11 protein-coding genes are annotated in these 13,085 nt (G+C 73.2%); 5 read left to right on the plus strand and 6 right to left on the minus strand.

Going from position 1 to position 13,085, the window contains the following annotated elements; translation table 11 throughout:
* Nucleotides 1-114 precede the first annotated feature (114 nt).
* Nucleotides 115-1,302: a hypothetical protein gene (locus ACZ3IL_RS28010; RefSeq protein ID WP_467394763.1), complete on the minus strand. Its 1,188-nt coding sequence runs from the start codon at nucleotides 1,300-1,302 to the stop codon at nucleotides 115-117.
* Nucleotides 1,303-1,569: 267 nt separating this feature from the next.
* Between ACZ3IL_RS28010 and arr the strand changes: the two genes are divergently transcribed.
* Nucleotides 1,570-1,998, plus strand: coding sequence for an NAD(+)--rifampin ADP-ribosyltransferase (arr, locus tag ACZ3IL_RS28015; RefSeq protein ID WP_467394765.1), 429 nt, complete (start codon nucleotides 1,570-1,572; stop codon nucleotides 1,996-1,998).
* 480 nt (nucleotides 1,999-2,478) lie between these two features.
* On the opposite strand, the gene ACZ3IL_RS28020 is transcribed toward arr, so the two are convergent.
* Nucleotides 2,479-2,844 carry a hypothetical protein gene (locus tag ACZ3IL_RS28020; RefSeq protein WP_467394767.1) on the minus strand — a complete coding sequence of 122 codons (366 nt, stop codon included), beginning with the start codon at nucleotides 2,842-2,844 and terminating at the stop codon, nucleotides 2,479-2,481.
* 220 nt (nucleotides 2,845-3,064) lie between these two features.
* Here ACZ3IL_RS28020 and ACZ3IL_RS28025 point away from each other — a divergent pair, with 220 nt between their 5' ends.
* From ACZ3IL_RS28025 to ACZ3IL_RS28035, 3 genes are all read left to right on the plus strand, one after another.
* Nucleotides 3,065-4,117, plus strand: a complete 1,053-nt coding sequence (locus ACZ3IL_RS28025) for an AraC-like ligand-binding domain-containing protein (RefSeq protein WP_467394770.1) — start codon at nucleotides 3,065-3,067, stop codon at nucleotides 4,115-4,117.
* Nucleotides 4,118-4,238: 121 nt separating this feature from the next.
* Entirely contained in the window at nucleotides 4,239-4,802 is a 564-nt protein-coding gene (locus ACZ3IL_RS28030) for a dihydrofolate reductase family protein (RefSeq protein WP_467394772.1), read from the plus strand.
* A gap of 620 nt (nucleotides 4,803-5,422) precedes the next feature.
* Complete coding sequence (locus ACZ3IL_RS28035; protein WP_467394774.1) at nucleotides 5,423-7,663, plus strand: glycoside hydrolase family 9 protein; 2,241 nt, start codon at nucleotides 5,423-5,425, stop codon at nucleotides 7,661-7,663.
* A gap of 172 nt (nucleotides 7,664-7,835) precedes the next feature.
* Here the strand turns inward: ACZ3IL_RS28035 and ACZ3IL_RS28040 are convergent, their stop codons facing one another.
* The gene (locus ACZ3IL_RS28040; protein ID WP_467394776.1) at nucleotides 7,836-8,438 is read right to left on the minus strand and encodes a TetR/AcrR family transcriptional regulator; all 603 of its coding nucleotides are present in this window, start codon (nucleotides 8,436-8,438) and stop codon (nucleotides 7,836-7,838) included.
* A gap of 154 nt (nucleotides 8,439-8,592) precedes the next feature.
* On the opposite strand from ACZ3IL_RS28040, the gene ACZ3IL_RS28045 reads away from it, so the two are divergent.
* Complete coding sequence (locus ACZ3IL_RS28045; RefSeq protein ID WP_467394778.1) at nucleotides 8,593-10,041, plus strand: FAD-dependent monooxygenase; 1,449 nt, start codon at nucleotides 8,593-8,595, stop codon at nucleotides 10,039-10,041.
* 244 nt (nucleotides 10,042-10,285) lie between these two features.
* Here the strand turns inward: ACZ3IL_RS28045 and ACZ3IL_RS28050 are convergent, their stop codons facing one another.
* The 3 genes from ACZ3IL_RS28050 to ACZ3IL_RS28060 all read right to left on the minus strand — a co-directional run bounded on the left by ACZ3IL_RS28050 (nucleotide 10,286) and on the right by ACZ3IL_RS28060 (nucleotide 12,975).
* Nucleotides 10,286-11,518: a cytochrome P450 family protein gene (locus ACZ3IL_RS28050; RefSeq protein ID WP_467394780.1), complete on the minus strand. Its 1,233-nt coding sequence runs from the start codon at nucleotides 11,516-11,518 to the stop codon at nucleotides 10,286-10,288.
* A gap of 246 nt (nucleotides 11,519-11,764) precedes the next feature.
* A complete protein-coding gene (locus tag ACZ3IL_RS28055; protein ID WP_467394782.1) occupies nucleotides 11,765-12,154 on the minus strand; it encodes a VOC family protein in 390 nt (129 codons plus the stop codon).
* Between the two features lie 254 nt (nucleotides 12,155-12,408).
* Nucleotides 12,409-12,975 (minus strand): TetR/AcrR family transcriptional regulator, encoded by a 567-nt coding sequence (locus tag ACZ3IL_RS28060; RefSeq protein ID WP_467394784.1) that lies wholly within the window; start codon nucleotides 12,973-12,975, stop codon nucleotides 12,409-12,411.
* Nucleotides 12,976-13,085: the final 110 nt, after the last annotated feature.

Genomic DNA, 13,085 nt, shown 5'->3' on the forward strand with positions numbered 1-13,085 from the left:
TACTGCAGGGGGGACCCTGTGGGAGAGTAGGACACCGCCGAACAATCATTGTGGGAAAGCCCCGCACCTCATGGTGCGGGGCTTTTCTGCGTTCCGGGGACTTTCCTGTCCCGCCTATCCCGGCCCGGCGAGTTCGTCGAGGGCTTCCACCCACAGGCCGGGCAGTTCGGCGGCCCCGGCGAGGGACGGGTCGTACACGACGGCGACGCGGGCGGTGGCCGTCGTCCTGGTGAGCGAGAAGTAGCCGAGCATGCCGGGACTGTTCAGGGCGAAGACGCTTCCGGCGAGCAGGGGAGCGCCGAGGACGCGGTAGGGGGCGTTGAGGTTGATGTGGCTGGCGGCCAGCCGGAAGCCGGCGCGTTCCACGGTCCGGTGGAGCAGACGGGGCGGCACCCTCAGAAGGACCCGCCAGCCGCTCTCCCGCAGTCCGGAACCCTTGTGGGCGCGGGTCTGGCCGGCGACGTGCGCCAGCCGCTCGTTCGGCCGGGGATCGGTGCAGGGCAGCCGTACGATCGCGGGCAGCGCGGCGTTGCCCGGTGCGAGCCGTGCCGCCCCGGAGCGGACCGACATCGGCATCACCACCCTCAGGTCCCGTACGAGGCCCGCCCCCCGGCGCTGGGAAACCGCGAGCGCACCGGCCACGGCGGCCAGGTACACGTCGTTGACGCCCACCCCCCACCGCGCGGCCACCGCCCGCAGCCTCGGGTCCGGGACGTCCGCGTACACCATGGACGCGGAACCGCGGGGGACGGCCCGGGACCCCGCCGGAACCGTCTTGAGCACGGGACACCTTCCGAACGGCTGCGCGCCCAGCCACGACAGCGAGACCCGACCGCGTGCCGGCGGGCGGTAGGGATGCGGCCCGGCGGCGGGCGCGTCGGCCAGCAGCGCGGCCACCAGGTGCGCCGTGCCGACGCCGTCGGTGACGGCATGCCGGATGCGGAAGCACACGCGCTGCACCCCCTCGGTGCGACAGGTCAGCACCCGCAGGTCCCAGCCGGGTGCCGGAAGCGCGGGCAGCGGCCGGCCCAGGGCCGCGTCGGTCGCCTCCGACAGCCGTCCGTCCACCCGCTCCCCGCCGACGCACGCCCCGGGGTCGGACGGCGCGGCCCGCGTCCACGAGCGCGCTCCCGCGACCGCCGCGACGCCCAGCGGCTCGAGCCCGGCCGCCCGCTCGGCCACGCGCGCACGCAGGTCGCCGAGCGTGAACGCACCGGCGGGAAAGTCCAGGACGTACCCCACCAACATCGGCGCGGGGCTCCGGGCGGCCGACAGGGCGAAGGCACGGTCCAGCGCGTTCATCCTCCCCGTCCCCGTCCCCGTTCCCGCCTTCGCTCCCGTCCCCGCGATCGTCCCCGTTCCCCGCCGGTCCGGTCGTCCGGGCCGGGAGCCGCCCGTCCTCTTCGGCGATGTCCCGACGCGCATGAACCACCTCGTATCAGATCGGCCGGAAGTCGTCTGTGCGAACGAGACACGCACGGGGAGGGACACGGCACCACGTGGCCCGCACGCCCCGTCCGGGGGAAGATCTGAGGCGTATCCGCTGTCGGCAGCACGAAGGAGCGGTCCATGACCGACGCCCCTGTTCCCTTCCAGGTCCACGAGGAAGGGGTCTATCTGCACGGTACTAAGGCGGACCTCGTACCGGGGGACCTGCTGGTTCCCGGCCGCGCTTCCAACTTCGAGGAGGGGCGCGTCTCCCGCCACGTCTACTTCTCCGAGACCCTGGACGCCGCCGCCTGGGGCGCCGAACTCGCGGCCGGCGAGGGCCCCGGGCGGATCTACGTGGTGGAGCCGACGGGGGAGGTGGAGGACGATCCCAACGTCACCGACAAGAAGTTCCCGGGCAACCCCACCCGGTCCTACCGCACCCGCGAGCCGGTGCGCGTCGTGTCGGAGCTGAAAGGGTGGGTGGGGCACTCGCCCGAACAGATCGAGGCCATGCTGAACGGGCTGGCCGACCTCAGGCGGCGCGGCGCCGCCACCATCCTGGACTGACCGGTCGGGGCCCGGTGCGCCGAACCCCGACCGGTGACGCGGCCCGTGCCCGTACGACGTCGTCCGGTGCCGTGGCCCGTGCCTGTACGGCGTCGTCCGGCCGTCCCGGTCGGCAGGGAGCGGCGGGCCCGCGAGGTCCACGGCGCGGGTGAACGCAGACGCCGTCCGCTCGTGCCGACTCCGGCCGCAGGCCGGCCCGCGGCCGGCGGACCGCGATCCCGGGGGCCTGTCGGCCGTTCCCGCACCCGGCCGGGGGCAGCCGCCGCGGGACGACGCGTACCCGTTCCGAGGCGACCGCCCCCCGGGCGAACGACGGGCCGGGAGGGGCGTCCGGGAAGTGGCGGGCCGTCAGGACGGCGGTGCCGTCCCGATGGCGGCCCGCCCTGGGGGAGCCGCCCCGACGGCCTGTACCTCCGGGCGTCGACGACGCGGATCAGGCTCCGCACCCGGGCCCGCCGTCGACCGCGACCCGGTGCGCGCTCAACAGGCGTCGACGTACCAGACGGGGCCCCAGTCGCCCTGCGCGTCCGACGAGGGGGCGCCCTTGGTGGTGTAGACGAGCTGCTTGCTCTTGTTGAACATGCGGGCCTTCGTCCCGGCGGACTGGTTGTTGTACCAGGACCCGCCGCTGTTGAGGCCGTCGGGGATCTCCTGCATGTAGCAGTCCTTGAACTTGAAGGCCAGTTGCTTGAAGTTCGCCTGCTTGTAGCCGCAGAAGTAGTACTTCGGGCAGTCGGACGGCGCCGCGACCATCTGGGCCTGGGCGGATGCGGTGGGGGCGAGCATGCCGGCCAGGCCGAGCATCGCGGAGGCCGCTGCCAGGCCGAACGTGTACGAGGTCCGCACGGGAATTCTCCTTCGTCGGGGAAGCCACCCGCTCGGAGGCCGGTGGCGTACTCCGAGCCTGCCTCCCCGCCGGCCCCTCCGGCGTGGGCGGAGTGCGCACAACGTTTGGCGTACGGCGCACAACCCGATTGACGCGGAAGCTCCTTCCGCGGGCCGGAAGGGCGGCCCGACACTGCTCGGTGACCGCCAGCACCACCGATGACGTCACGGGGAAGCCACCATGCAGACCGTCCTGGACACCACCCGCCTGCCACCCGCCCGGAGAACGAGCGCCTGGGCGGAGACCACCGCCCTGGCCCTGGTGGCCACCCACTTCACCTTTCCCGACCCCACGGCCTTCGCCGCGCGCATCCGCACCACCAGCCTGGGAGCGGCACAACTGTCCACGATGTCGTACGGGCAGTTGGTCTCCTACCGTTCACCACGGCTGATACGGCAGTCGGACCCGGAGCTGTACCAGCTGGCCGTGATCACCTCCGGACAGCAGGGCATCGACCAGGCGAGGCGGAGCACGACCCTGGGGCCCGGCGAGATCGTCCTGTACGACAGCTCCCGCCCCTTCGAGGCATCCGCGACCGGCCCGGACGGCTGCGGCTCCCTGGTCCTCCAGTTCCCGCGGCGCCTCATGCCGCTTCCCGACAAGGTCGTCGCGCCGCTGTGCGGAACGGCTCTCGGAACGGCCGGCGGCGTGCGGCACGTCTTCCGCCAGACCCTGATCAGCCTGACGGAAGCGGGGACCGACCTGACCGCCTGCGACCGGCAGAGACTGGGCGCGACCGTCATCGACCTCGCCACGGCCGTCATCGCCCGGAGCACCGGCCGGACGTCGGAGCTGCCGGCGGAGAGCCGGACGGCGACGATGTACCACGAGATCACGGCGTTCATCACCCGGCACCTGCACGACCCGGGACTCAAGCCGGCCGCCGTCGCGGCGGCGCACAACATCTCTCCGCGCTACCTGCAGCGCATCTTCCAACTGCACGGAACCACCACGAACGACTTCATCCGGCGGGAGCGCATCGCCCGCTGCCGGAGGGACCTCGCCGACCCCTTGCTCCTCACCACCCCGGTCAGCACGATCGGCACCCGCTGGGGCTACCCGGGGGCTTCCGAGTTCACCCGCGCCTTCCGGGCCGCGACAGGCATGACGCCCACCGCGTACCGGGCGCACGCGCAGGAGACCGGCCGAATCCGCGGCGCCCCGTCGGCCGGGGCGCCGGAACCGGCGGAGGCCCGCTGCCCGGCGCCGGTCCGAAGGACGACACGCGCGTGAAAGAACGGACGCGGAGGGGTACGGACGCGGCGGGAACGGGCGGGTTCACGTCGCGCACCGGTGAGTTTCCCGCGCCGCGCCGGTCTGTACGCGTGAGGCGGAAACACGGAAGGCTGATGCCATGCGAAAACTGATCTACGGCATGAACGTGACCCTGGACGGTTACACCGCCGCGCCCGGCGACGACATCGGCTGGAGCACGCCGAGCGACGAACTGTTCCAGTTCTGGTCCGACCGGTTGCGGGCGACCGATCTGACCCTGTACGGGCGCAAGCTGTGGCAGACGATGAGCTCCTACTGGCCGACCGCCGACCGGCAGCCCGGCGTCACCCCGGCGGAGACCGAGTTCGCGCGCCGCTGGCGGGACATGGCGAAGGTGGTGTTCTCCTCGACGGTCGACGAGGTCGACTGGAACACCCGCCTGTTCGCCGGCGACGCGGTCGCCGAGATCACCCGGCTCAAGGCCGAGGACGGCGGCACGATGGACATCGGCGGTGCGACGCTCGCCGGGGCGGCCATGCGGGCCGGGCTGATCGACGAGTACGTGCTGGCCACCGCGCCGGTCCTGGTGGGCGGTGGCACGCCGTTCTTCGCGGCGCTGGACAACTGGGTGGACCTGAAGCTGGTGGAGACGCGGACGTTTCCCTGCGGCGTGGTCCTGAGCAGGTACGAGACGAGGCGCTGAGCGTTCGTCACGCGGTTCGGTCACCCGCCGGGTCCACGCGCGGACACGAACAGCACCGTTGGGGTGGGCAGCCGGGAGTGCGGCTTCACGGCCGCCCCTGCTCAGAAGCCGTGTCTCCACCGGTCGCGGTGGACGCGAGATACATGAGGTCGAGTGCGGCCACCCGGCCGAGTGATCTTTCGGCGGTCCGGGCATCGAGCCAACGGCGATCTGCGAGCGACCGGGGGGCCTGACCTCTCCCGGCCACCACGGCACCGTGACGGACTTCGTGCGCTGAGCGCGCCGAGCAGCGGTTGCCCCACCGGCCCCGGTGATCGTGGGCGCCGGTGGCCGGCCGGGGCGCGACGACGGTGTGCGCCGGGTCCGTGACATCCGTGCGCTCCCCGCGCGGCGTCGGTCGCGCGCCCGGGCGCCGCACGTCTTCCGGGTCCGGGCCGGCGCCGTCGCAGGGGCCCTCTCCGGCGGGCCGCGTCCGGGCCGGGGGAGCCCGATCCCGTCCGGCCCGTTGACGTTCCCGCGATCCGGCCACAAAGATGTCCCCGCCGGATTGGGAGCGCTCCCATCGTGTTCTTCCGCCCGGCGCGCACCGTCCGCCACCACCCCCGACGAGGAGCCCGGACGTGAACCGACGCAGAACCGCCCTGCTCTCCCTGACGGCCCTGCTGGCGGCGGGCCTGACCGCGCTGCCCGCGGCCCCGGCGGGAGCCGAAGGGGTCGAGCACATCAGGAACGGCACCTTCGACACCGGCACCGAGTCCTGGTGGACGAGCGGCGTCACCGCCGGCCCGTCCGGCGGCGGACTCTGCGCCGACGTGCCCGGCGGCACCACGAACCGCTGGGACGCGGCGGTCGGCCAGAACGACCTCACGCTCGTCAAGGGCGAGTCGTACCGCATCTCCTTCCGCGCGACCGGCACCCCCGCCGGCCACTCCGTCCGCGCGGTCGTCGGCCTCCAGGTCGACCCGTACGACGCCTACCACGAGGTCGTCCCGCAGCTCGGCGTCTCCGGCGACACCTACACGTACACCTTCGCCTCCCCGGTGGACACCACCCGGGGCCAGGTCGCCTTCCAGCTCGGCGGCGCCGCCGACCCCTGGCGCTTCTGCCTCGACGACGTCTCCCTGCTCGGCGGGGTGCCACCGGAGGCGCACGAACCCGACACCGGCCCCCGCGTCCGCGTCAACCAGGTCGCCTACCTGCCCCGCGGGCCCAAGAACGCCACCCTCGTCACCGGGGCGACCGAGCCGCTCCCCTGGCAGCTGAAGGACGCGCGCGGAACCGTCGTCGCCCGCGGCCGGACCGTCCCGCGCGGCGTGGACCCCTCCTCCGGGCAGAACGTCCACTCGATCGACTTCGGCGGACACCGCCGGCCCGGCGAGGCCTTCACCCTCGTCGCCGACGGCGAGACCAGCCGCCCCTTCGACATCGGCACCGCCGCCTACGACCGACTGCGCCTGGACGCGGCGAAGTTCTACTACACCCAGCGCAGCGGCGCCCCCGTCCGCGACGACCTGCGCCCCGGCTACGGCCGCGCCGCCGGTCATGCCGGCACCGCCCCCAACCAGGGCGACGGGAAGGTGCCCTGCCAACCCGGCGTCTGCGACTACACGCTGGACGTCACCGGCGGCTGGTACGACGCCGGGGACCACGGCAAGTACGTCGTCAACGGCGGCATCTCCGTCTGGCAGCTCCTCAGCGCCTACGAGCGCGCCCGGCACGCCCGCACCGGCGGGGCCGGGGCGTTCGGCGACGGCTCCCTCGACATCCCCGAGAGCGGCAACAAGGTCCCCGACCTCCTCGACGAGGCCCGCTGGGAGCTGGAGTTCCTCCTCCGGATGCAGGTCCCGGACGGCGAACCCCTCGCCGGCATGGCCCACCACAAGATCCACGACGAGCAGTGGACCGGGCTGCCGCTGCTGCCCGCCGACGACCCGCAGAAGCGCGAGCTGCATCCGCCGACCACCGCCGCCACCCTCAACCTCGCCGCGACCGCCGCCCAGGCCGCCCGCCTCTACGAGCGGTACGACCCGCGGTTCGCCGCCACCGCGCTCGCCGCCGCCCGCAAGGCGTGGGCCGCCGCCCTCGCCCACCCCGCCGTCCTCGCCTCCGAGAGCGACGGCGTCGGCGGCGGCGCCTACGCCGACCGGAACGTCGCCGACGAGTTCTACTGGGCGGCCGCCGAGCTCTACCTCACCACGGGGGAGCGGGAGTACCAGGACCACGTCCTCGCGTCCCCGGTCCACACCGCCGACGTCTTCGGCCCCGTCGCCTTCGACTGGGCGGCCACGGCCGTCCCCGCCCGCCTCGACCTCGCCACCGTCCCGAGCCGCCTCCCCGGCCGCGACCGGGTCCGCCGCTCCGTCCGCGCCGGGGCCGACCGCTACCTCGCCACCCTGGAGGCCCACCCGTACGGCGTGCCGTACGCCCCCGAGGGCCAGAAGTACGACTGGGGCTCCACCCACCAGATCCTCAACAACGCCGCCGTCCTGGCCACCGCCCACGACCTCACCGGGAACGCGAAGTACCGCGACGGCGCCGTCCAGACCATGGACTACGTCCTCGGCCGCAACGCCCTGAACCTCTCCTACGTCACCGGCTACGGCGAGGTCAGCGCCCAGAACCAGCACAGCCGCTGGTACGCCCACCAGCTCGACCCCACCCTGCCCCGCCCGCCCGCCGGTTCGCTCTCCGGCGGCCCGAACTCCGGCATCCAGGACCCGCTCGCCCAGGCCGTGCTCCAGGGCTGCACCGGCCAGTTCTGCTACATCGACGACATCCGGTCCTGGTCCACCAACGAACTCACCATCAACTGGAACTCCGCCCTGACCTGGATGGCCTCCTACGTGGCGGACCAGGAGTAACCGCCGTCACCACCCCCGGGCGCCCGCCCCCTCGAAGGGGGCCACCGGTCCCGCCCGCCGGCGCGGAACGCGCGCCGGCGGGCGGCCGGCGCGAGCCGCACGACGCGCCGCCCCGTCGCCCGCGTGCTCCTCCCGTGCCGACCGCCCCCGCTCACCGGAACCGGAGGAAGGATCAGTGGGGGCCCGGTGCGGTCAGGTACCGCTGGATCGTCGGTGCCAGCCATGCCACGATCTCCGCGCGCGTCAGTTCCACCGCCGGCGGCATGCGCAGGACGTACCGCGTGAGCGCCAGGCCCAGGAACTGCGACGCCATGAGGGCCGCCCGCGCCGGGGCCTGCCCGGGATCGGGACACACCTGCCGGGCGACCGGCAGCAGTTGGTCCCGCAGGACGCCTTGGATGCGCTCCGCCCCGGCCGGATTGGTCACGCCGACCCGCAGCAGGGCGGTGAGGATCCCGTCGCTCTCCCACAGGTCGAGGAAGTGCTCGACGAGGACGTGCCCCGCGTCCCGCCCGCGGTCCGTCCCGCTCATGTCCGGCAGGCGCAGGTCGATGGCGACGGCCGCCGCGAAGAGGCCCTCCTTGTTGCGGTAGTACCGCATCACCATCGACGGATCGATGTTCGCGTCCTTGGCGATGGCACGGATGGTGGCCCGCTCGTAACCGTCGGACGCGAAGCGCTCACGAGCCGCCGCGAGGATCGCGCCGCGGGTGACGTCGGAGCGCCGGGGGGCGCCGGAGCCGGAAGCCGTGAGGGTGCTGTCGTCGCCGTTCATGCCGACAAGCGTAGGCCAGCAAGCGTTAGCCAACGATTGTTGGCCAACACTCGTTGACGTCTCTTCCGTCCCCTCGATACGCTTGCCAACAAGCGTTGGCGAGCGCCTGCCGACCGTGAGCGCCCGCCAGGAAGCGTCGGTGACAGGAGGCCCCATGAACGGCACCACCACCCACCCCGCCGTGATCGTCGTCGGCTCCGGCCCCACCGGGCTCCTTCTCGCCGGCGACCTCGCCGCGGCCGGCGTCACCGTGACCCTCGTCGAGAAGCGGCCGCGCGGGATCGGCAACCTCTCCCGTGCCTTCGCGGTCCACGCCCGCACCCTGGAACAGCTCGACGCCCGCGGCCTCGCCGACGAACTCCTCACCACCGGCGAGACCATCACCCGCCTGCGGCTCTTCCGCCGCCTCTCCCTCGACCTGAGCACGCTGCCCTCGCGCTTCCCGTTCCTGCTCGTCACCCCGCAGTACGAGGTCGAGCGGCTCCTGGAGCGGCGGGCCCGGGAGGCCGGGGTCGCGTTCGCGTACGAGAGCGAGGTCGTGGGGCTGCGGCAGGACGGCGAAGGAGTCGACCTCGACGTACGCGGCGCGGAGGGGACGGTCGTCACCCACCGGGCGGCCTACGTCGTCGGCGCAGACGGCCACCGGAGCGCCGTGCGGGAGGCGATCGGCCTGGACTTCCCCGGCGTCTCCGTCATCAAGTCGCTGGTCCTCGCCGACGTCCGGCTGGCCGACGAGCCCGAAAGCGCCCTCACCGCCGACGTCCGCGGCGACGCCTTCGCCATGATCGCCTCCTTCGGCGACGGCTGGTACCGGGTGGTGGGCTGGAACCGCCGCAACCAGGTTCCCGACGACGCCCCGCTCGACCTCGACGAGGTCAGGGAGGTCACCCGCCGTGCCCTGGGAACCGACTACGGCATGCGCGACGCCCGCTGGCTCTCCCGCTTCCACAGCGACGAGCGCCAGGCACCCCACTACCGGGTCGGCCGGGTCTTCCTCGCCGGAGACGCCGCGCACATCCACTCCCCGGCCGGCGGACAGGGCATGAACACGGGCCTCCAGGACGCCGCCAACCTGAGCTGGAAGCTCGCCGCCGCCGTCGGGGGCCGGGCGCCCGAAGGACTCCTCGACAGCTACGAAACCGAGCGCCACCCGGTCGGCAGGACAGTGCTGCGCAGCAGCGGCGGACTGGTCCGGCTGGCACGCGCGCGGAACCCGCTGCTGCGTGCCGCCCGGACCCTGGCCTCCGCGTTCGTCGGCACGGTCCCGCCCGCGCGGCGCAAGGCCCTGGGGCAGATCACCGGAATCGGCTACGCCTACCCCGCCCCCCGCTGCGCCCACCGCCTCACCGGCACCCGCGTCCCCGACGTCGCGCTGAAGGACGGCCGGCTCCACGAAGCGCTGCGCGGCGGCCGGTTCGTGCTGATCACACCCGGGACGTACGAGGACGGCGGCGCCCGGCGGGAGCGGCTGGCCGTGGAGCACTGGGCGGGCGATCGCCGCACGACCGTCCTGGTACGACCCGACGGATACGTGGCCTGGGCGGCGGAGGACGCGGACGCGACGGCCGCCGAGGAGGCCGTGGCCCGGTACGTGGGCCGGTGAACCGGTGCGTGAGCGCGGCGCGGACGCACCGGACGAAGGGACGCCCGGCGTGCGGGGACGGCCCCCGGCGGACCGGGGGCGGTGCTCGTCGTTCCCCGGCAGCCGTTGATCGGCCGCGGGGAGCCGCGAGGGCGGCGCTACGGGGGTCGCCGTGTCGTTGGGCTGTCCCCGCGCGGCGAAGCCACCGAGGACGAGCTGCCCGCCGACTGCGGTCGGCGCCTCCTGTCCGTCCGGTTCCGGCCCGTCAGGTGGCGGAGGGGCGGAGGCGGACGTGCAGGGCCTTGTGGCCGTTGCTGATCAGCGAGCCCGACGGTTCCAGCTCGTCCGCGGGGACGGCCAGTTCGAGGTCGGGAAAACGGTCGAACAGGCCGCGCAGCGCGGTGGTGCTTTCCATGCGGGCGAGGGGCGCGCCGAGGCAGTAGTGGACACCGTGGCCGAAGGCGAGATGTTCCTTGGAGAGGCGGGTGACGTCGAAGACGTCGGCGCTCTCGCCGTGCCAGCGGGGATGGCGGTTGGCGGCGGCGTAGGAGGCGAGGATCGCCTCTCCCTTGGCGATGATCCGGCCGTCGGGCAGGGCGACGTCGTTGACGGCGTACCGCAGGGGCAGGTGCGCGACGGCCGGTTCGAGACGCAGCGTCTCCTCGACCGCGTCGGCCCAGGTGGCGCGTCCGGCGCGGAGGTGGGCGAGCTGGTCGCGGTGGGTGGCCAGAAGCACGATTCCCTGGTCGATGGTGTCGACGGTGGTCTGATAGCCGGCGCTGATCACCAGCAGGAGGGTGTCGCGCAGCTCGGCGTCGGACAGGGCGCTGCCGTCCTCGTCACGGGTGGCGATGAGCAGCGAGGTCATGTCGTCGCCGGGTGCGCGCCGCTTGTCGGCGACGAGCCGGTCGAGGGCCGCGTACAGGGCGACGGTGTTGGCGCCGGCCTCTTCGGCGGTGAGAGTGGTGTCGAACACCCCGTCGACGACCTTGCGGAAGTCGGCCCGCTGATGGTCGGGGATGCCCATGAGGTGGCCGATGACGGCGATCGGCAGGGGATGGGCGAAGCGCTCGCGCAGGTCGACGCCCTCGCCGGCCGGAAGGGCGTCGAGGTCGTCGAGGAGCGCGGCGACGAGGGTGTCGACGACCCCGGACAGGCCCGTGATGCGGCGCGCGGTGAAAGCGGGGGAGATCATCCGCCGCAGCCGGCGGTGGTCGGCACCGTAGGCGGTGAACATGTTCTCCACCGCGACCCACAGGGCCAGCGGCCAGGTCCGCACGACCTCGGCGAACCGGGGCCAGTGCATGCGGGCGTCCTTGGACACGTCCGGACTGTTCAGCAGCTTCTTCAGTACGTCGGGATCGGTGACGGACCAGGCCCGTACTCCCAGGACGTCGACGGGGACGGCCGCGCCGTGGGAACGCAGCAGGACGTTCTCGGCGTGACGGCCGGCGCCCGTGGGGTCAAGGGTGATCGGGGCGCTGGGCAGGTGCGTCATGAGCGGGTTCCTTCAGGCTGTGTCAGCGGAGGGGAGGACCACCGGAAGCTGAGTGGGGACACGATGAAGAAAGGGACCGGACAGTAGGTCAACCTACCGTGGGCGCGGCCGAGTTGCGCCGAGCCGATCCCGCCGGCGGCGGCGACACCGGGCAGGCGCCCGACACCGCCACCGCCGGCGGAGAACCGGCCCGGGGCACGGCCCGCCGCCGGGATGCCGGGGGCGGGCCGCCTCCGGCGGACGCGGTTACGAGGGCCGGCCGCCGTACGGCACGGTGATGAGTTCCATGGCGTGGCCCGCCGGGTCCATGAAGTACACGCCGCGGCCACCGTCGTTGTGGTTGACCGTGCCGGGCTGCTTCCGGTGGGGGTCGGCGTAGTGCTCGATGCCGCGCTCCCTGATCCGCGCGTACGCCGCGTCGAACTCCTCCTCGGAGATGAGGAAGGCGTAGTGCTGGGGGGTGATGCTGTCCGCGGGAATGGTGGCGAAGTCCAGCGTGACGCCGTTGCTCAGGCCGACCGCGACGAACGGGCCCCACTCGGCGGTGATCTCGAGATCGAGAAGGTCCGCGAAGAACTCGGCGGACTCCCGGTTGTTCCGGGCGTGGACGATCGTGTGGTTCAACTCGACTGACAAGGAATGCCTCCGAGGGCATGTCCCGACACCTCCATGCCTCACCCAGTCGGTGACCGACACGCGATGTCGGCGTAGAACATAGTGCTTTCCGCGTGGCGGGTCAACGACGTTTGACGAGGGGCGCGGTGGTGCCGGGCGGAGGACCGGCGGGGCGTGGGGCGGGCCGGCCCGAACACCGGCGGCGACTTCCGCCGGGCCCGGGGCGGCCGCGGCGGAACCGCGCCCGGGAGCCGGTCACCGGAACCGGGGCGGGGTCACAGCAGCCGGTCGACCAGTCCGTCGACGTAGTCCGGGGCGAGCGGAACCATGCCGAACAGGACGCGGATGTACATCGGGGCCAGGACGTGGTCCAGCACGTCGAGCGCGTCGGGTGCGTCCTCGCCGCGTTCGCGGGCGCGGTCGAGCACGGACCGCAGTTGCCGGATGCGTTCGGCGCGGAGTTCCTCGGCCGCCCGCGCGCCCCGCTCGCCGCTGCCGGACAGGGCGACGGCCAGGTGCAGCACCGCGGGGCCGTCGGGTCCGGTGATCTCGCGGGCCACTTGGGCCGCGTACGTGCGCAGGTCGCCGGCCAGGCTTCCGGTGTCGGGCATCGGTGACCGCGCGTTGAGGCGGTTGAGCGCCACGTCGGTGAGCAGGTTCTCCAGGTTGCCCCACCGGCGGTAGACGCTGCTGTCGGCCACCCCCGCGCGGGCCGCGACCTCGCCGACGGTGAAGTTGCCGTAGCCGCGTTCGCCGATCAGGGCGGTGACGGCCTGGTGCACCTGGGCGCCGACGCGGGCGCTGCGTCCGCCGGGACGCCGGGCTTGCTGTCGCTCGTTCATGCCATCACCTTAACGCAGTCGTTGCTTGCGTTTACGGGGCAACCTCTCTACAGTCCCCTAACGCAGCCACCGACTGCTTTTAGGTGGCTCCGTCGTACCACCACCCGCGT

It is taken from the genome of Streptomyces sp. NPDC014907 (assembly GCF_055562975.1).